16 protein-coding genes are annotated in these 16,992 nt (G+C 69.3%); 7 read left to right on the top strand and 9 right to left on the bottom strand.

The window, feature by feature from the left end; translation table 11 throughout:
* The first annotated feature begins 3 nt into the window (after nucleotides 1–3).
* Entirely contained in the window at nucleotides 4–429 is a 426-nt protein-coding gene (locus AJAP_RS34165; protein WP_016331387.1) for a DoxX family protein, read from the top strand.
* Nucleotides 430–493: 64 nt separating this feature from the next.
* On the opposite strand, the gene AJAP_RS34160 is transcribed toward AJAP_RS34165, so the two are convergent.
* The 3 genes from AJAP_RS34160 to AJAP_RS34150 all read right to left on the bottom strand — a co-directional run bounded on the left by AJAP_RS34160 (nucleotide 494) and on the right by AJAP_RS34150 (nucleotide 4,158).
* Nucleotides 494–1,201 carry a TIGR03089 family protein gene (locus AJAP_RS34160; RefSeq protein WP_038519208.1) on the bottom strand — a complete coding sequence of 236 codons (708 nt, stop codon included), beginning with the start codon at nucleotides 1,199–1,201 and terminating at the stop codon, nucleotides 494–496.
* A 10-nt stretch (nucleotides 1,202–1,211) separates the two neighbouring features.
* Nucleotides 1,212–2,537 carry an LCP family protein gene (locus tag AJAP_RS34155; protein WP_038519205.1) on the bottom strand — a complete coding sequence of 442 codons (1,326 nt, stop codon included), beginning with the start codon at nucleotides 2,535–2,537 and terminating at the stop codon, nucleotides 1,212–1,214.
* Between the two features lie 88 nt (nucleotides 2,538–2,625).
* On the bottom strand, nucleotides 2,626–4,158 hold the full coding sequence (locus AJAP_RS34150; protein WP_038519202.1) for an LCP family protein: 1,533 nt from the start codon (nucleotides 4,156–4,158) through the stop codon (nucleotides 2,626–2,628).
* 151 nt (nucleotides 4,159–4,309) lie between these two features.
* On the opposite strand from AJAP_RS34150, the gene rfbB reads away from it, so the two are divergent.
* The gene (gene rfbB / locus AJAP_RS34145; RefSeq protein ID WP_038519200.1) at nucleotides 4,310–5,293 is read left to right on the top strand and encodes a dTDP-glucose 4,6-dehydratase; all 984 of its coding nucleotides are present in this window, start codon (nucleotides 4,310–4,312) and stop codon (nucleotides 5,291–5,293) included.
* Nucleotides 5,280–6,170, top strand: coding sequence for a dTDP-4-dehydrorhamnose reductase (gene rfbD / locus AJAP_RS34140; RefSeq protein ID WP_148311612.1), 891 nt, complete (start codon nucleotides 5,280–5,282; stop codon nucleotides 6,168–6,170). Before rfbB ends, rfbD begins: the two co-directional genes overlap by 14 nt.
* A 59-nt stretch (nucleotides 6,171–6,229) precedes the next feature.
* Here rfbD and AJAP_RS34135 read toward each other — a convergent pair whose 3' ends face one another.
* The 3 genes from AJAP_RS34135 to AJAP_RS34125 are packed head-to-tail and all read right to left on the bottom strand — an operon-like array spanning nucleotide 6,230 to nucleotide 10,768.
* Nucleotides 6,230–7,318 carry a glycosyltransferase family 4 protein gene (locus AJAP_RS34135; RefSeq protein ID WP_038519197.1) on the bottom strand — a complete coding sequence of 363 codons (1,089 nt, stop codon included), beginning with the start codon at nucleotides 7,316–7,318 and terminating at the stop codon, nucleotides 6,230–6,232.
* The gene (locus AJAP_RS34130; protein WP_038519195.1) at nucleotides 7,311–9,824 is read right to left on the bottom strand and encodes a glycosyltransferase; all 2,514 of its coding nucleotides are present in this window, start codon (nucleotides 9,822–9,824) and stop codon (nucleotides 7,311–7,313) included. The genes AJAP_RS34135 and AJAP_RS34130 overlap by 8 nt, the downstream gene beginning before the upstream one ends.
* Nucleotides 9,825–9,856: 32 nt before the next feature.
* Nucleotides 9,857–10,768, bottom strand: a complete 912-nt coding sequence (locus AJAP_RS34125; RefSeq protein WP_038519192.1) for a glycosyltransferase family 2 protein — start codon at nucleotides 10,766–10,768, stop codon at nucleotides 9,857–9,859.
* A gap of 19 nt (nucleotides 10,769–10,787) precedes the next feature.
* Between AJAP_RS34125 and AJAP_RS34120 the strand changes: the two genes are divergently transcribed.
* Both AJAP_RS34120 and AJAP_RS34115 read left to right on the top strand, forming a co-directional pair.
* Nucleotides 10,788–11,843 (top strand): glycosyltransferase family 4 protein, encoded by a 1,056-nt coding sequence (locus AJAP_RS34120; RefSeq protein WP_038524404.1) that lies wholly within the window; start codon nucleotides 10,788–10,790, stop codon nucleotides 11,841–11,843.
* Between the two features lie 70 nt (nucleotides 11,844–11,913).
* Nucleotides 11,914–13,050 carry a glycosyltransferase family 4 protein gene (locus AJAP_RS34115; RefSeq protein ID WP_037332234.1) on the top strand — a complete coding sequence of 379 codons (1,137 nt, stop codon included), beginning with the start codon at nucleotides 11,914–11,916 and terminating at the stop codon, nucleotides 13,048–13,050.
* Nucleotides 13,051–13,173: 123 nt separating this feature from the next.
* On the opposite strand, the gene AJAP_RS34110 is transcribed toward AJAP_RS34115, so the two are convergent.
* Nucleotides 13,174–13,707: a hypothetical protein gene (locus AJAP_RS34110; protein WP_038519190.1), complete on the bottom strand. Its 534-nt coding sequence runs from the start codon at nucleotides 13,705–13,707 to the stop codon at nucleotides 13,174–13,176.
* Between the two features lie 128 nt (nucleotides 13,708–13,835).
* Here AJAP_RS34110 and AJAP_RS34105 point away from each other — a divergent pair, with 128 nt between their 5' ends.
* Complete coding sequence (locus AJAP_RS34105) at nucleotides 13,836–14,699, top strand: glycosyltransferase family 2 protein (protein ID WP_174492064.1); 864 nt, start codon at nucleotides 13,836–13,838, stop codon at nucleotides 14,697–14,699.
* A 58-nt stretch (nucleotides 14,700–14,757) separates the two neighbouring features.
* Nucleotides 14,758–15,798, top strand: a complete 1,041-nt coding sequence (locus AJAP_RS34100; protein WP_038519187.1) for a serine hydrolase domain-containing protein — start codon at nucleotides 14,758–14,760, stop codon at nucleotides 15,796–15,798.
* A 59-nt stretch (nucleotides 15,799–15,857) separates the two neighbouring features.
* On the opposite strand, the gene AJAP_RS34095 is transcribed toward AJAP_RS34100, so the two are convergent.
* Together AJAP_RS34095 and AJAP_RS34090 are read right to left on the bottom strand one after the other, a co-directional pair.
* On the bottom strand, nucleotides 15,858–16,358 hold the full coding sequence (locus tag AJAP_RS34095) for a hypothetical protein (protein WP_038519184.1): 501 nt from the start codon (nucleotides 16,356–16,358) through the stop codon (nucleotides 15,858–15,860).
* 125 nt (nucleotides 16,359–16,483) lie between these two features.
* Nucleotides 16,484–16,936 carry an adenylyltransferase/cytidyltransferase family protein gene (locus AJAP_RS34090; RefSeq protein ID WP_038519182.1) on the bottom strand — a complete coding sequence of 151 codons (453 nt, stop codon included), beginning with the start codon at nucleotides 16,934–16,936 and terminating at the stop codon, nucleotides 16,484–16,486.
* Nucleotides 16,937–16,992 lie beyond the last annotated feature (56 nt).

Raw genomic sequence — 16,992 nt, 5'->3', positions numbered from 1 at the left:
CCGATGTTCGCTCGTTTCAAGGATGTCGCCCTCCTGCTGGGCCGGATCGGTGTCGGTGTGGTCTTCCTCGCACACGGCCTGCAGAAGTGGGAAAACGGGATCGACGGCACCGCGAAGTTCTTCGAGCAGACCGGAATCCCGCTCCCGACGCTCGCGGCGATCTTCGCGATCGCGGTGGAGATCGTGGGAGCCATCTTGTTCATCGTCGGTTTCCTGACGCCGCTGGTGGGCCTCGGCTTCGTCGTGGTCTCCGTCGGCGCCCTGCTCTCGGTGCACCTCGACAACGGCCTCACCGGTCAGGGCGGTTACGAACTCGTCCTGGTCCTGGCGGTCGCCGGGCTCGCGCTCGGTTTCAACCCCGGCAAACTGTCGCTCGACCACGCGCTCTTCGGACGCAAGCGTGAGGCGAAGCAGCTCCAGGACGCCTGACCTCGTATGTCATGAAAGGGTCGTTCCTGACGAAATATGTCAGGAACGACCCTTTCATGACATTTCAGGAGGGGAGATCCGCGGTAGTCCGCTCCGCTTCGCGTCGAGAAGCGAGTTTGGCCGGATCCGCGTCGGTGACCTGGACCAGATGGGCACCGGCCGCCAGCGGCGTCAGGAAGCCTGCCAGGATCCCTTCCACACCGACCCATTCCACAGTGGACAGAACGCGATCGTCGGCGGACAGCCCCAGCCCGGAAGCGCGAGAGCGCGCCTCGGCGAGCACTTCGTCCACAGTAGACGAGCCCAGTGCGGGAGTGTCGCCGGGCACCGGGAACAGCGGGCTGAACTGGTCACCCGAAAGCCGGGCCTCGGTCAGGTAGTCCATCGCCCCGTCGGGTACGGAGCCGGCGGGCAGCCCGAGACCCATGGGGTGCAGCGAGACGACGGCGGTCGCGGCCGCGTCGGAAGCGCCGCCCGGCGCGACGAACGCCACCCGGGCGCCCGCGGTCTCGGTCACCACCCTGGCGCCGCACCACCACGCGCCCAGCAGCACACCGGCGGTCTGCCAATGCGACGGCAGCACCACGGCGACCTCGTCGCCCGGTTCGACGTCGAATTCGTCGACCAGCCAGTTCGCCGTCTTGGCGGCCCAGTTCACCGTGGTCGCCACGGACAGTTCGACCCGGCTGCCCTGCTTGTCGTCGTAGTGCGTGATCAGCGGTTTCGCGGGCGACCCGAGCACGGGCCGCAGCAGCAGTTCGGTGAGGCTCACGCCCCCAACGCTAGTTCACGCAGGGAACGCTCGACGCGGCGAGCAGCGGAGCCGCCCCAAGTGCCCCACCGCCACCACCCCGGCCCACCAGTCCGGAGACGAACGACCGTACGGCGGCGGGGTCGATCTCGACGATGCTCTGGCCGTCGGCGCTGCGGCCGTTGATGTTCACCACCGGGATCGTCGTGAACGTCAGATCGCCCGACGCGATCCCCTTCGCCTGCTGCGCGAACTCCAGCAGGTCCAGTCCTTCGTCGAGGACGATCGACCGGCGCACGACGTCCATCAGGCCCGCCATCGTCGACGGGCTGGTCAGCGTCCCCGCCGAGAGCACCTGGTTCAGCGCCGACGACAGGAACGTCTGCTGCCGCACGATGCGGTCGAGGTCGCCACGCGGCAGGTTCTTGCGCTGCCGGACGAACGAAAGCGCCTCCCCGCCCGACACGGTCTGCTCGCCGCGCCGGAAGTTCGCGCCGGAGTCCTTGTCCTCGGTCGAGTGGTTCAGGCAGACCTTGACGCCGCCCAACGCCTCGGTCAGCAGATAGAACCCGAGCAGATTGACCTCGGCGTAGTGGTCGATCCGGATCTGCGTCAGGTCCTGAACGGTCTGGACCAGTGCCTTGCGGCCTTCCTGATCGGAATCGCGTTCGAGTTTCGCCTGATCGGATTCACCGCGATGCGCGTTGGTGTAGTTGGCCTTCGCGACGCCGTAAGCCGAATTGATCTTGTTCGGACCGCGGCCGGGGATGTCGGTCCAGGTGTCCCGCGGGATCGAGACGCCGGACGGTTTCCCGCCGTTCTTCGGGATCCGCAGGATGATGATGGTGTCGGTGTTGACGCCCGGCTTCTCCTCGGTGCGCAGTTCCTTGAGCACCCGTAGCGGCAGCGGATTGCCCTGCGCGTCGGTGCGCGCGTCGCTGCCGACCAGGAGGATGTCGGTCGCGCCGTCGTCGGCGGGCGGGGCGGCGGGATCGTCGGGCTTGCTCAGGGCGTTCGTCGTGGGGACGTTGTTCTGCAGCTGGTCCTTGGTGACGTACGCGTAGCCCGTCGTGCCGAGGGCGAGCAAGGACACGAGGCCGACCGCGATCCGGCGGGTGATCCGGCCGGCGCGGCGCAGCGGGCGTTCGGGAACGACGAGCGTGCCCGAGACGGCTTCGTCTTCGTCCTCGGCCGGCGTGGAGGGCTGGGGGAGCGGCGGATTCCGCGGGTGCGGCGTCGGGACGAACTGGGGCTCTTCGTCACTCTCGGTGTCCGATTTGGTGTCCTCTTCGGACTTCGGCTCCTCGTCGTCCAACTGCTCAGAACGCGCGTTGACGCTCTTTTCCTCGTCGCTCATCCCTGATCACCTCCCCTGGCGTTGTCGCTGGTCCGATCGTAAGAGAAGGCTATGCCACCGTGAGGTCGGCCACGCTGAGTACCCGGGATTAATTGACGCAGGGCACATTGCCCGCGACGATCGGCGTCGTGCTGGGCGCCGCGGGAGCGCTGGAGGGCGGCTGAGCGGGCTTCGAGGGGATCGAAGTCTTCGACGGGGCCGTGGTCGCGTTCGCGCCCTTGAAGTCCTTGCCGAGCAGCACCCGCACCTTGCCGGGGGCGACGTCACGGTCCGCCTCGGCCTGCACCGCGGTGCCGAAGACCTGCTTGATCAGGGCCAGCGCGTCGTCGTCGCCCGGCGCGTACCGGATGACCGTCGAGTTGCGGGTGCTGAGCTTGGTGTCGGCAGCGAGTTTGAAACCCTTGCCCTGCAACAGGTTCCGGGTCTCGGTGGCCACCGTGGGCGAACCGGATCCGTCGAAGAGTTCGACGGTCACCGCTTCCGCGCCCGGCAGGGTGGCCGGGGTCTCCGTCGGTGCCGTCTCGCCGTCGGCGGTGAGGCGGGTGACCTCGGCCTGCACCTGCGCCGGGTCCACCCGGAGCACGGCGGCGCCGCCGATATTCGCGTCGCCCTGGGTCGGGATGGTGTGGAACTCGACGTTCCCGCTGGTCAGCCCGCGCATCTGGGCGGCGAACTCGGGCAGGTCCCAGCCTGCCGACAGCACGACCGACTTCTTCACCGCGTCGATCAGGTCGGAGATCTTCGCCGGGTTCATCAGGACGTCGGAGGAGAGCACCTTGTTCGCCAGCCCCGACAGGAAGGCCTGCTGCCGCGCGATCCGGTCGAGGTCGCCGTTCTGCAGGTCGTAGCGCTGCCGGACGAACGCGAGCGCCTGCACGCCCTCGACGGTGGACTTGCCCGCGGGCAGGTCCACGCCGGACTTCTTCTCCTTGACCGCGTTGTTGAGGCAGACCTCGACGCCGCCGATCGCCTTGGTGATCTCGTAGAAGCTCGACAGGTTCACCTCGGCGTACCGGTCGATCATCTTCGGCTTGCCGATGAACTTCTCCAGCGTCGCGATCAGGTTCTTGCGGCCGGCGTCCTTGGCCTTGGCGTCGACGTCCTTGAGATCGGAGTTGCCCTGCTGCTGCAGCGTCTTCGACGTGTCGTTGTAGGCGTACACGTACGCGCTGTTGAGCTTGTGCTTGCCGAAACCGCCGGTGATCTCGACCCACGAGTCACGGGGGAAGGAGATCGCGACCGCCTTCTTACCGTTCTGGGGGATGTGCACCAGGATCATCGTGTCGGTCTGGCGCTCGCCGTCCGAAACACCGGCGTGCAGCATGTCGAGGACCTCGCGCGGCAGCGGGTTGCCCTGCGCGTCGGTGCGGCTGTCCTGGCCGACGAGCAGGATGTCGATCGCGCCGTCCAGCGGTTTCGCCGGTGGATGGCCGTTGTCCTCGAAGATGTTCGTGGTCGCGAAGCCCTGCGACGGGTCACCGATGAACTGCCAGCCCCACCAGGTCAGCGCCAGGATCGTGATCGAGACCAGGCTGAACACGACCTTCACGCCGCGGCGGGCGAACACCACGACGCCGCCGCCACGGCGCGCCGGAATGGGTGGCCCGGGCCACTCGGTCACGTGCGGTCCTCCACGAATCTCCCCAGGGCACACGCGTGCCTCGCCCATAACTCTACTGATCCTCGTGTTAGACGTCCGTAGGCTGGTGAAAGGTTGCCCCGGTCGTGACACACTCGGCCGGTCGGTGAAGTCGTAGAGGGAGGATCGCGGGATGCGAGTGCTGGTCACCGGGGGTGCCGGGTTCATCGGTTCGCATTACGTCCGGCAGGTGCTGACGGGCGCGTACCCGAGCTTGGCCGACGCCGAGCTGATCGTGCTCGACAAGCTGACCTACGCGGGCAACGAGGCGAACCTGGAGCCGGTGCGCAAGAACCCGCGCTACCGGTTCGAAAAGGGCGACATCTGTGACGGCGCCCTGGTCAGCGAGCTCATGCGGGGCGTCGACCTGGTCGTGCACTTCGCCGCCGAGTCCCATGTGGACCGTTCGATCGCCGGTGCGGCCGACTTCGTGCTGACCAACGTGCTGGGCACGCAGACCCTGTTGCAGGCCGCGCTCGAGGCCGAGGTCGGGAAGTTCGTCCACGTGTCCACCGACGAGGTCTACGGCTCGATCGACGAGGGTTCCTGGGCCGAAGACCACGCGCTGGAGCCGAATTCGCCGTACTCGGCGTCGAAGGCGTCCTCGGATCTGTTGGCCCGTTCGTTCTTCCGCACGCACGGACTGCCCGTCTGTGTCACGAGGTGCTCGAACAACTACGGTCCGTACCAATTCCCGGAGAAGGTCATCCCGCTCTTCGTGACCAATCTGCTCGACGGCAAGAAGGTCCCGCTCTACGGCGACGGGCTCAACGTGCGTGACTGGCTGCACGTGGACGATCACTGTCACGGCATCCAGCTCGTCGCCGACGGCGGCAGGCCGGGCGAGGTCTACAACATCGGCGGCGGCACGGAACTCACCAACCGCGAGCTGACCGAGCGGCTGCTGACCGCCGTCGGCGCGGACTGGGAGAGCGTCGAGCCGGTCGAGGACCGCAAGGGGCACGACCGCCGGTACTCGGTCGACATCACCAAGATCTCGACGGAGCTCGGTTACGCGCCGCGTCAGTCCTTTGAGGACGGACTGGCCGACACGGTCGCCTGGTACAGCGGAAACCGGTCGTGGTGGGAGCCGCTGAAGAAGCGTGCGGGGGCGTGAGCGGGTGCTGAGCATTCTCGTACCGGGCGGATCCGGTCAGCTCGGGCAGGACCTCGCGGCGCTGGCCCCGGAGGCCGCGACCCCGTCGTCTTCGGAGCTGAACGTGCGCGACACCGGCCAGGTCGTCGCCGCGGTGACCGAACTGGCGGACCGCGCGCGGGCGACGGGGACGTCGCCGGTGGTGATCAACGCGGCGGCCTACACCGCGGTGGACGCGGCGGAAACCGACGAGGAGCGGGCGTTCGCGGTGAACGCCGACGGCCCCCGGGTGCTCGCCGCCGCGTGCTCGTCGCGCGGGGTGCCGCTCATCCATGTGTCCACGGACTACGTGTTCGCCGGTGACGCGACTTCGCCGTACGAGCCCGGCGACCTGCTGGGCCCACTGAACGCCTACGGCCGGACGAAGGCGGCCGGTGAGGACGCGCTGCTCGGGTCCGGAGCGCGGTCCTGGATCGTGCGGACGTCCTGGGTGTACGGCAAAACCGGGGCGAACTTCGTGAAGACCATGGCGCGACTGGAAAAGGAGCGCGAGGAACTGTCCGTAGTGGACGATCAGACCGGTTCGCCGACCTGGTCGCGAGATCTCGCCGCCGGGCTGTTGGAGCTGGCCGGTCGGATCGCCGCGGGTGAAGGGCCTTCGCAGCGCGTGCTGCATTGCACGGGTGGCGGGTCGACGACGTGGTTTGGGTTCGCGAAGGCGATCTTCGCGGAACTCGGCGCGGATCCGGCTCGGGTGAAGCCGTGTACGACGGCGGAATTCCCGCGTCCGGCGGCACGTCCGGCGTATGGGGTGCTGTCGAACGCTTCGTGGCGCGAGGCGGGTCTCACGCCGCTTCGGGACTGGTCCGATGCCCTGAAGGCCTACTTCGCTTCCTGACCCCGCCCCGCATTTCGTCCTCTGAATGCGATCGCATTCAGAGGACGAAATGCGGGAGGTCAGTGCTTCGTGCTCGCCTGGCGGTACGCGGCGACGGTGAGTTCGGCGCACGCGCGCCAGGTGAAGTTCGCGACGTGGGCGCGGCGCGCGGCCGAGGTGGCGACGGCGTGCGGGTCGCTGACGGCCATCCGCAGCGCCTCCACGAGCCCGTCGACGTCCTCGTAGGGCACCAGGCTCGCGCAGTTCCCCGCGACCTCGCGCAGTGCCGGGATGTCCGTGCACACCACGGGAACGTCCGACGCCAGCGCTTCCAGCACCGGAAGCCCGAAGCCTTCGTCGCGTGACGGCAGCACCAGCGCACTCGCCCCGGCGACGACCCGCCGGAGGTTCACGTCCGACAGGTAGCCGACGTGCCGCGAGCGTGAGCCCACCGAGAACGAACCGGGGCCGACGAACACCAGATCCGGCAGATCCGGCGCGGCCTCGTGGGCCTGCTGGAGCCAGTGCAGGCCTTTCCGGGGGCCGGGGGCGCCGGCGAAGAGCAGGTATTTGTCCGGGAGATCGAGTTCCTTGCGGCGCTCGGGATCCGGCGGGCGCGCGGTGAACCACGCCGGGTTCACGCCGAGCGGGGTGACGATGATCTTGCCGCGGTCCACGTCGAGCCGTTCGGCGACCTGGTCGGCGACGGCGTTGGTGGGCGTGCAGATCGCGTCGGCGAGCCGGGCGCCGCGCCGGACCAGCCGCGGTAGCTCGTGATCGCTCGGCGCGAGCTCCTCGGGAGCGTCCAAAAAGGCCAGATCGTGGATGGTCACCACACCCGCCGCGCGGAACCGGCCGGGCAGCACGAAGTTGGTGCCGTGCACGACGTCCGTCGGCCCGGCGAACAGCTCGACCGGCGGCAGTTGCGAACGCAGCCACGCCTTCCGCAGCAGCCGTGCGGCCACCGGCATCCCGCGGGCCCGGACGCCGTGCGGGAGCACGTGCCGCAGCCGTCGCCAGCCGCGCAAGGTGAACGCGACCGCGCGGGTGTCCACTTCGGACATGGAGGCGAGCTCTTCGGACAGCGCGACGGTGTACCGGCCGATACCCGTCCTGGCACCGAGCAGCGGGGTCCCGTCGAGCAGAACGCGCAAGGGGCGGTCAGCCACGGCCGAGCCTCTGCTTGGCGACCTTGACCACTCGGCCGCCGACGCGCCGCGCGAGTTCCTTCGGTCCGCCGTCGGCGAGGTACTCGCGGATCAGGTCGACGTCGCGGCGCAGCATTTCCTTGCCCCGCACCGGTACGCTGACCACGAGGTCCTCCGAACCGGGCAGCCGGTCCGCGGCGGGCCGCGGGTTCCGGCAGAACTCCACCAGCGGTTTCAGCGCCTCGGGCCAGGCGTAGCGCTGGGCGACGGCGGCCATCCGCTCGACACAGCCGGCGGCGAACTCCTCGTCGTACAACGCCTTTTCCAGCGCGTCGGCCAGCGCGTCCACGTCCTCGGCCGGGACGACGACGCCGAGCTTCTCCTCGCGGACCAGGTCGGCGAACGAGTCCCCGTCGGTGGTGACGATCGGCAGCCCGGCCCACAGGTAGTCCAGCACCCGCGTGCGGAACGCGAACGTCGTCTCGACGTGCTCGTAATGCGTGGTGACACCGCAGTTCGCGTCGAGCAGCCAGTTCTGGCGCTCCTCGTACGGCACCCACTGCTGGTTGAAGAACACGTGCTTGCCGGTGAGCCCGAGCGTGTCCGAGAGCAGCATCGTGCGCGCGCCGATGTCCATCTCGGTGACCTCGGGGTTGGGATGTTTCATCCCGAGGAACACCAGCCGGACGTCGCCGCGGCGCTGCCGCAGCCGTTCGATCGCCCGGACCAGGGTCAACGGGTCGAACCAGCTGTAGACCCCGCCCGCCCACAGCACGACGTGATCGGTCTCGCCGATGCCGTCCAAAGTGGACCGAAGGCCGGGTCCGGTGCGGACCGGTGCCTGCGGGGACAGGCCGAACGGGACGATCGACAGCAGCGACTGGGTGGTCGGGTCGGCGTCGTACAGCCGCGGCGAGAGCCTGCCCATAGCGGCGAGGTGGCCCAGCCAGAAGTGGCGCTGACGCTCCGACGCGCACAGGAAGAAGTCGCCGCGCTCCAACTGCGCGTCGAGGACCTTGGTGACCCCGATGAGGTCCAGTGCCCGTTTGTCGTCGGGTACGCCCTTGCCCTGTTCGAGCAGTTCCAGATGCATCGGGTCGTACAGGTCCGCGACGACGATCTTGTGCGCGTACTGCTCCTTGAGCGACGGTGCGAGCTCCAGCACGTGCCCCTGCAGGACGATGATGTCGGCCCACGCGATCGGCGTCTCCAGATCGCGCCTGGTCGCCGCGCTGACCCGGAACGCCGCGGGCGGCGGGTCGGCGAGGGGGTTGATCGTCACCAGGTGGACGTCGTGCTCCGTGGCCAGGGTCGCGGCCATGTTCCACGCGCGGATCGCCGGGCCCGCCATCCGCTCGGTGATCGAGTCACCGGTGATCACCAGTACCTTGCGGCGCTGCCCGAAGAGCGCGTCGATGCCGAACGTCTCGACCAGCACGTCGTGCGCGGCGAGATAGCGCGGCAGCGGGTATGCGGGCTCCAAGGCCTTGCGCAGCAAGGGAAGCAGATCGGCGTCGGTGCGGACGCGGGCGGCCTGTTCGGCGGCACGGGACTCGGTGAGCGACGGCAGGAGTTCGACGAACTGGTCGATCGCCAGTACTCCGGCCAACGTCGTCCTCGGCACCTCGACCGGGCCGGTTTCGGCCGGGCCGACACCCTGGGCGAGATCGAACCGGGTGGCGTCGAGGTCCCCGCGCGCGGTCGCCCGGCGGACGGCCAGCGCCAGCGCGGCGGGGAGCGCGCGCGAGAGGGTCTCGTCGGAGAGGTTCTTGTACAGCGCAGCCAAGGCGTTGCGCTCCAGCAAGAACGTCTCGCGCCCGGAGTCCGGAGCGTCCACTGTGGACATCGTGGCGTGATGCTTGTGATAGGTCAGCGACTCGGGCACGTAGCGCACGCGCCAGCCGCGCAGGTTCAGCCGCCAGCCGAGGTCGACGTCCTCGTAGAACATGAAGAACCGCTCGTCGAACCCGCCGAGTTCGGCGAACACCCCGGCACGGACGAACATCGCCGAACCGGTCGCGAACAGGACGTCCTTGGCGATCTCGTGTTCGGCGGCGGGGACGTCGGCCAGCGGGCTGCCGGCGTGGCGTTTGTAGCCCATGCCGAACCAGGTCAGGCCCGCGTCGACGAAGTCGGTGCCGGTGCCGTCCCAGTCGAGGACCTTGCTGGCCACCGCGGCGACCGTCGGCTGGGCGCGCAGCTCGGCGACGGCCGCGCCGACCCAGCCGGGGGCCGGGCGGGCGTCGTTGTTGAGGAAGGCGAGGACGGTGCCGGTGGCGTGCCGCGCGCCGAGGTTGCAGCCGCCCGCGAAGCCGGAGTTCACCGGCGATTCGACGAGCTTGACGCCCGGTGCGGCGGCCTTGATCTCGGCGACGTCGCTGCCGCCGGAGGCGTTGTCGACGCAGATGACCTCGAGGTTCGGGTAATCGTGTTCAGCGAGTGCGCGCAGGCAGGTGACGGTGTCGGCGGCCCCCCGGTAGTTCACGACGATCACCGAGACGACCGGTTGCGTTTCCCCCTGCGCCAAAGCCGTACTCCCTGCTCTCGATTGGGGCAAGCTTAATTGCCCGCCCACGCCTCCCAGACCGCGCCTCGGCCCAGTGTCGCCCGTCGCCCTACAGACCGCCGCTCGACCAGCGTGCGCGGCAGGCGCGCGGCGACGGCGCCCAGGACGCGGCACCGGAGACTCAGACGGAAGTTCGGTGCCGCTGGTTTCCCCCGGAGGGGTAGTACCAGGGTGAGTACGGCGAACTTCACCAGCTGGCGGATCGCCACCGCGCGCGGGGCGCAGCGCAGGAGGGTCAGGAGGCGGTTGCGTTCATTCCACAGGTGGAACCGGGCCGAACCCGGCAGAGTGCTCGCGCCATGCTCATGGGTGACGTCGGCTTCGGCGCTGACGACGTCCCAGCCCGCCAGCCGCAGCCGCCACGCGGTGTCGGTGTCCTCGTAGTAGCAGAAATAGGAGGCGGGGACGCCGCCGACGGAACGGAGTGCCTCGACGTCGAGGACGGCCGCGCCCCCGCAGAAGCCGAAGACCTCTTCGACGGGTTCCGGCAGGTCGGCGCCGTGACCGTCGGCCGTCAGGCGGACGCCGGTGGACTGGACGGTCCCGTCGGGGAGCGTCAGCCGGGCGCTCACGGCGGCGGCGAGTGGCGCCTTCGTGAGCGTGTCTTCGCAGGTCGCCAGCCAATCCGGGGTCGGCGCGGCGTCGTCGTTGAGCCAGGCCATCAGCGGAGTGTCCACTTTGTCCAGTGCGGCGGCCATGGCGCCCGCGTAGCCGGTGTTGCGCCGCAGCCGGAGCACTTCGGGCTTCGACGGATGGGCGGCGAGCAGGGCGGCCGTTCCGTCGTCGGAGGCGTTGTCGACGACCAGGGTCCGGTGCGCGCGGGTCTGCGCGGCGAGGGCGTCGAGGCAGGCGGTGATGTGCGCGGCGCCGCGCCAGGTGACCACGACGACGGTGGTGCTGGTCATGGTGGAGAGAATAGTGACCATGCCCGAACTGGTCGTGCTCGCCGAGCAGCTGCTGGCGCCGGTCCCCGGCGGGACCGGCCGCTACACCGGTGAGCTGCTGCGCGCGCTCGCCGAGACGGCGCCGCCGGGCTGGACGGTGTCGAGCGTCGTCGCGCGGCACGCCGACATCGAAGCCGCGGTCGTCGAGGGGGTCGAGGGGCCGCGCGTGCTGCCGATCCCACCCCGGGGGCTGATCGCCGCTTGGCAGCTGGGCCTGCCGTGGTGGCCGGGCGGCGATGCGGTCCACGCGCCGACGCCGCTCGCGCCCGCCAAGGTGCCGAAGGGGCGGACGCTGTCGGTCGCGGTGCACGACACCGTGCCGTGGACGCATCCCGAGACGCTGACCCCGCGCGGCGTCGCGTGGCACAAGGCGGTGATCGCGCGGGCCGCGTCGCGGGCGACCGCGCTGACCGTGCCCACGCAAGCGATTGCGGACGAGCTCGCCGGGCTCGTCCCGGTTTCGGTACCGGTGCGCGTGATCCCGCACGGGGTGCGGCCGCCCGCCGGGTTCGCCGAGGTCGCGCTGCCGGAGAAGTACGTGCTCGCGATCGGGACGATCGAACCGCGCAAGGGCATCGACGTGCTGATCGACGCCGCCGGCCGGATCGGGGTGCCGCTGGTGCTGGCCGGTCAGCCGGGGTGGGGCGGCATCGACCCGTCGGCGCTGGCGCGCGAGCACGGCGCCGACGTCCGGGTGCTGGGGAAGGTGAGCGACGCGGAGCTGGCGTTCGCGCTGCGGGGCGCTTCGGTGCTGGCGATGCCGAGCCGGGCGGAGGGGTTCGGGCTGCCGCTGATCGAGGCGATGGCGGCCGGGGTGCCGGTGGTGCATTCGGACGCTCCCGCCCTGGTCGAGGTGGCCGGGGGAGCGGGCGTCACCGTCCCCGTCGGCGATGCGCAAGCGCTTGCGGATGCCCTTCGCGACGTCCTCGACCATCCGGAACGTGCGGCAGCCCTGCGTGACAGTGGTCTCAGTCGTTCGAGTGAGTTCACCTGGCAACGAGCCGCTTCCGCCGTCTGGGGGCTGCACCTGCGCTAGCAGTTTGTCGGTTCCCCACCGCGGGCCTGGTGCACGGCCGTACCCTCCTAGGGTGACCGATGACCCTCGCGTGCTTATCGACGCGACCGCCGTCCCCGCGGACCGGGGTGGCGTCGGTCGCTACGTGGATTCGCTGGTCGCGGCGCTGGACGAGGACGGCGCGCGGATCACCGTCGTCTGCCAGCCGCGGGACGCGGTGCTGTACGACCGGCTCGCGCCCGGCGCGCGGATCGTGCCCACCTCCCCGTCGACATCGACCAGGACGGCCAGGCTGACCTGGGAGCAGGCGACCCTGCCCCGGCTGGTCCGCCGGCTCGCCGCCGATGTCGTCCATTCGCCGCACTACACGATGCCGCTGGCGAGCCCGGCCGCTTCGGTGGTGACGCTGCACGACGCGACCTTCTTCACCGACGCGGTCCTGCACTCTTCGGTGAAGGCGCGCTTCTTCCGCGCCTGGACCGCGACGGCGCTTCGCCGGGCGACGCTGTGCGTCGTGCCGAGCATCGCGACGGCGGCCGAACTGGAGCGCGTCGGCCAGGTGCGCACGGCGGAACTGGAGATCATCCATCACGGTGTCGAACCGGACCGGTTTCATCCGCCGTCGCCCGCGGAGATCGAGGCCGCGCGCAAGGCCGTCGGACTCGGGAAGACGCCGTACGTCGCCTTCCTCGGCGCGCTGGAACCGCGCAAGAACGTGCCCGCGCTGATCCGTGGCTTCGCCCACGCCGTGATCGGCAGGCCGAACCCGCCTGCGCTGGTGCTGGCCGGGCAGCCGGGCTGGGACTCGCAGGTCGAACGCGCGCTGGACGCCGTTCCGCACCGGCTGCGGGTGATCCGGGCGGGATATCTGCCGTTCGACACGCTCGCCGGTTTCCTCGGCGGCTCCGAACTGGTCGCCTATCCGAGTCTCGGCGAGGGATTCGGGCTGCCGGTGCTGGAGGCGATGGCGTGCGGCGCGAGCGTGCTCACGACGCGACGGCTTTCGCTGCCGGAGGTCGGCGGGGACGCGGTCGCCTACTGCGGTGTCGGCGCCGGAGACGTCGCCGCGGCCATCTCCGAGCTGCTCGACGCCCCGGCTCGTCGGGCCGAGCTGGCCGAAGCCGCGCTTCGGCGGGCGAAGGAGTTCTCGTGGGCGACGACCGCGGAGCGGCATCGTGAGGCTTACGCGAAGGCTTGGCACCGGCATGCGCAGCGGCGGGCGAGCTGAGTCCTGCTTCTGCCAGGGGAGCTGTTCGGTATGTGGGGTATGCTTGAGGTGCGAGGCCCCGGTGGGGCCGAGTATGAAGGCCCGTGACGCGTCCGGACGGTCGTCTCGCGGGCTTTTCGCTGTTCAGAGTTCGATGATCGCATCGACGAGCCGGTCTGCTTTTCGGCGCCAGTGACCGCCCGCGCCGAAACACCATCCCACCGCGTCGGAAATCCACAACAGCGGTTCGGCGGTCGAGTTCAGGTGCTCGTAGGTGAGCTCGGTCTTGGAGGGCCGATGACCCAGAGCTCGCTGCAACGTCCTGCGGTCGTGGACATCGCGATGGTCGCGCGAGTCGAGAACCAACCGGTGTGCGTTCTTGGCGAGTAGATCGGCGACGGCATGGTCAAGGCATTTCTGCCTGGTCTCTTCCTCTGCTTTCCGCGTACACGAGCCCAGATACAGGATCGTCGTGACTTCCAAGGCGGCGATGCGGTCGATCAGTTGCCTGCGCCGGGGTTCCTTTTCCTTCTTGAAGTGCAGTTCCCGTGCGCCAGGAAGAAGCAGTGCGGTCAGCTCTCGTCGCGCCGGTGCCAGCTGTGCCGGGGGGACCAGCGTCATGCACAGGAGGTACCGCTGGTCTCGCACCGATTCGTCGATGAAGGCGTGCACGGGCATCGGTCCATTCTGCCTGGCGCTGATTGCGGAAAGCAGTCGGGTGTGCACGCTCCGTTGCGGTCGCGCAACCGGCGTGGCCGAAGTGGGTGGGCCGAAGTCGCGTTCGGTGACGGGTGGACAATGGCCGCGTGACTGAGCACCCCAGCTACGGCGACGGGATCGCCGTCGTGACCGTGACGTACTTCCCCGGCGAGACCCTGGAGAAGTTCCTCGACACCCTCGAGAAGGCGACGGACCGGGACATCCAGGTCGTCGTCGCCGACAACGACTCCACGGACGACGCGCTGGACAAGGCCGCCCGCCGGGACAACGTCAAGCTGCTCAGGATCGGCGAGAACGTCGGTTACGGCACCGCCGCCAACCGGGGCGTCGCGGAACTCGACGACAGCTACGGCTGGGTCGCCGTGGTGAACCCGGACGTGGAATGGGAGCCCGGTTCGCTCGACGCGTTGCTCGAGGTGGCCGAGCGCTGGCCGCGCGGTGGCGCCTTCGGCCCGCTCATCCACGATCTCGACGGCACGGTGTACCCGTCGGCCCGGCTGCTGCCGTCGTTCGGCCGCGGGATCGGGCACGCGGCGTTCGGCAAGATCTGGCCGGGCAATCCGTGGACGCGGCAGTACCGGCAGGAGACCGGCACCCCGGTCGAGCGCACGGCCGGCTGGCTTTCCGGGTCCTGCCAGCTGTTCCGTCGCGAGGCCTTTGACTCGGTCGACGGGTTCGACACGCGCTATTTCATGTACTTCGAGGACGTCGACCTCGGCGACAGGATGACCCGCGCCGGCTGGCTGAACGTGTACGCGCCTTCGTCCAGTGTCATGCACATCGGCGGTCACTCGACGTCGCAGGCTTCGGCGAAGATGCTGCGCGCGCACCACGACAGTGCGTACCGCTACCTCGCGGACCGTCACCGCGGTCTCCTGTGGAAGCCGGTCATGCTCGCGGTGAAGGCCGGGCTCGCGCTGCGCCTCAAGCTCGAAACGCGCCGGAAGTAGCCGTTCCGGCCACCGGAATTCACGCGACCGGGTTCCTCGTCGTCGTTACCGTCGGTGCATGGACTTCGCCGCACTGGACACCTGGCTGACGGAACGCGCCGGGGAGGACCGCTTCTCCGGAGTCGTGCTGATCCGGCGCGGCGACGAGACGCTGTTCGAACGCGGCTACGGCCTGGCCAGCCGCCGCTGGTCGGTGCCGAACGCGCCGGACGTCCGGTACGACACCGCGTCGATCACCAAGGTCGTCACCGCGATCGCCGCATTGCGGCTGGTGGACGATGGCCGCTTGGACCTCGACCGCCCGATCGGCGGGATCATCGACCTCGCAGGCACCGTGATCGCAACCGGGGTGACGACGCGACAGCTGCTCACGCACACGTCCGGGATCGCCGACGACGCCGACGAGGAAGCCGGCGAGAGCTACGAAGCGCTGTGGGTCGACAAGCCGGTGTACTCGGTCGTCGAGACGCGTGACCATCTGCCCAATTTCGCTTACCGGGCACCGAATTTCGCGCCCGGCGATGGCTGCCGGTACTGCAATTCGGGCTACGTCCTCGCGGGGCTGGTGATCGAGGAGATCACCGGAAGGCCGTATCGCGACCACGTCCGGGAAGCCGTGCTCGACCGCGCGGGCATGACCGATTCGGGGTTCTTCGACCGGCGTGATCCGCAGCCGAGGGTCGCCGAAGGCTGGGACCCGATCCTCGACGGCGACCGGATCACCGGCTGGAAGCAGAACATCTTCAGTTATCCGCCGATCGGTTCACCCGACGGAGGGGCGTACTGCACCGTCGGTGACCTCGTGCGGCTTCTGCGGGCGATCCGCGAAGAACGGCTCTTGAGCCCTGAACGCACGAAGGACTTCCTCACGCCTCAGGTGCTCCACAGCAGCGGCGTTCGGTACGGCTTCGGCCTCGAATTCGTGCTGGCACCGGACGGTTCGGTGCGGCACTACTACAAGGACGGCGGGAACGTCGGCGTCTGCTCGCTCATGCGGCATTACCCGGCCGAAGGGCTGGATGTCGCGATGCTGTCCAACGCCACGTACGGCGGGGGAGCGGCGATCAAGGAGATCGATCGCGTGATCCGGATGCTATGAAAGGTCCTTTCCTTGCAAAATTTGCAAGGAAAGGACCTTTCATAGCGCGCGCGTGGGGGCTAGATGCCGTCCAGCCGGCGCGAAAGGTTCGAACGCCCCGAAGGATTCTGCTTCACCGTCGGCACCAGGCCGCCGACCTCGTTCTCGACGGTCTCCGGCTCCGGCTGCTCGATCAGCGGGCTCTGCACCGGAGTGGCGGGCGGCCGCCGGGTGAGCGGGGTCGTCGCCTGCGGGAGCGGTCTGGTCGGCTGCGGGGTGCCGGGACGCCGGGGATACGGCTGCGGCTGAGTCGAGCCTTCGCCCCGCGCCGGCGGCAGGTCCAGCCGTGTCGTCGGTTCGGGTCCCGCGAGCGGGTGGTCGTTCTCCGCGATCAGCGAAGCCGGTAGCTGAGTGGTCGTGTCCGGGTCCGACGAACGATCGATCTCGGCGACCACCGACCGGGGGATCTGCTGAGTGTTCGCGGAGTCCATCGGAGACGTCGCGTTGTCCGGTGTCACGACGAAGGCTCCACGCGCGCTAGCGCGTGCGAGCAAGGCGTCCGCCCGAGCACGGGGGTCCATTCCCCTAGGCCTCCCGACTGACCTGGGGCCCTCTGGGTTCAGGGCCGACTGTGTGTTGTCTAGGGTAGGCCCTAGGAGCGGCCGCCGTCAGCAGACCCGCGAACGTCGTCCGACAAATATCGGTGTCAGGCTTCCATGTCCGAAAGGATCCGGGTGCTGGAGTCGGCCTTGTCCGTGCCGCCGATGCCGTAGATCATCGAGATGTCGTTCCGGGCCCCGGCCTCGACCTCGTCGGCGGGCAGCTCGTCGACGTTGCGCCGATCCCCGCCGTTGCAGAACTCGAGCTCCGTGTCCGGGTACGCCGCGCGGATCAGGTCGAACGACTCGTTGATGCCCGGCCCCTGCTCGACGGCGATGTACACGTCGTCGACGATGCGCAGCGCGCGGACGATCCGGGCCCGGACGTCCTCGACCTGGATCACCCTGCCCTTCTTGAGGACCTGCTGGTGATCGTTGTTGACGATGACGATCAGGTAGCCCGACCGTGCCTGAGCGGCTTCGAACAGGTCGAGATGGCCCTGGTGGAGCGGGTTGAAGTACCCGCTGACGATCGAGGCCTTCGCCGGTCGCTCGGTCATCGTCGCTGTCCTCCATAGGCTTACGGGTTCGGGTGGCCCGCTCACCCTAGCCGAGT

The sequence above is a fragment of the Amycolatopsis japonica genome, from assembly GCF_000732925.1.
Classification (GTDB): Bacteria; Actinomycetota; Actinomycetes; order Mycobacteriales; family Pseudonocardiaceae; genus Amycolatopsis; species Amycolatopsis japonica.
This window is presented reverse-complemented; position numbering and strand designations above follow the sequence as displayed.

Excerpts from the sequence above, each read along its gene's own strand:
- AJAP_RS34165 (WP_016331387.1), top strand. The coding sequence starts at position 4 with ATGTTCGCTCGTTTCAAGGATGTCGCCCTCCTGCTGGGCCGGATCGGT.
- AJAP_RS34155 (WP_038519205.1), bottom strand. The coding sequence starts at position 2,537 with ATGAGCGACGAGGAAAAGAGCGTCAACGCGCGTTCTGAGCAGTTGGAC.
- AJAP_RS34120 (WP_038524404.1), top strand. The coding sequence starts at position 10,788 with ATGCCCGAACTGGTCGTGCTCGCCGAGCAGCTGCTGGCGCCGGTCCCC.
- rfbB (WP_038519200.1), top strand. The coding sequence starts at position 4,310 with ATGCGAGTGCTGGTCACCGGGGGTGCCGGGTTCATCGGTTCGCATTAC.
- AJAP_RS34095 (WP_038519184.1), bottom strand. The coding sequence starts at position 16,358 with ATGGACCCCCGTGCTCGGGCGGACGCCTTGCTCGCACGCGCTAGCGCG.
- AJAP_RS34125 (WP_038519192.1), bottom strand. The coding sequence starts at position 10,768 with ATGACCAGCACCACCGTCGTCGTGGTCACCTGGCGCGGCGCCGCGCAC.
- AJAP_RS34100 (WP_038519187.1), top strand. The coding sequence starts at position 14,758 with ATGGACTTCGCCGCACTGGACACCTGGCTGACGGAACGCGCCGGGGAG.
- AJAP_RS34110 (WP_038519190.1), bottom strand. The coding sequence starts at position 13,707 with ATGCCCGTGCACGCCTTCATCGACGAATCGGTGCGAGACCAGCGGTAC.
- AJAP_RS34090 (WP_038519182.1), bottom strand. The coding sequence starts at position 16,936 with ATGACCGAGCGACCGGCGAAGGCCTCGATCGTCAGCGGGTACTTCAAC.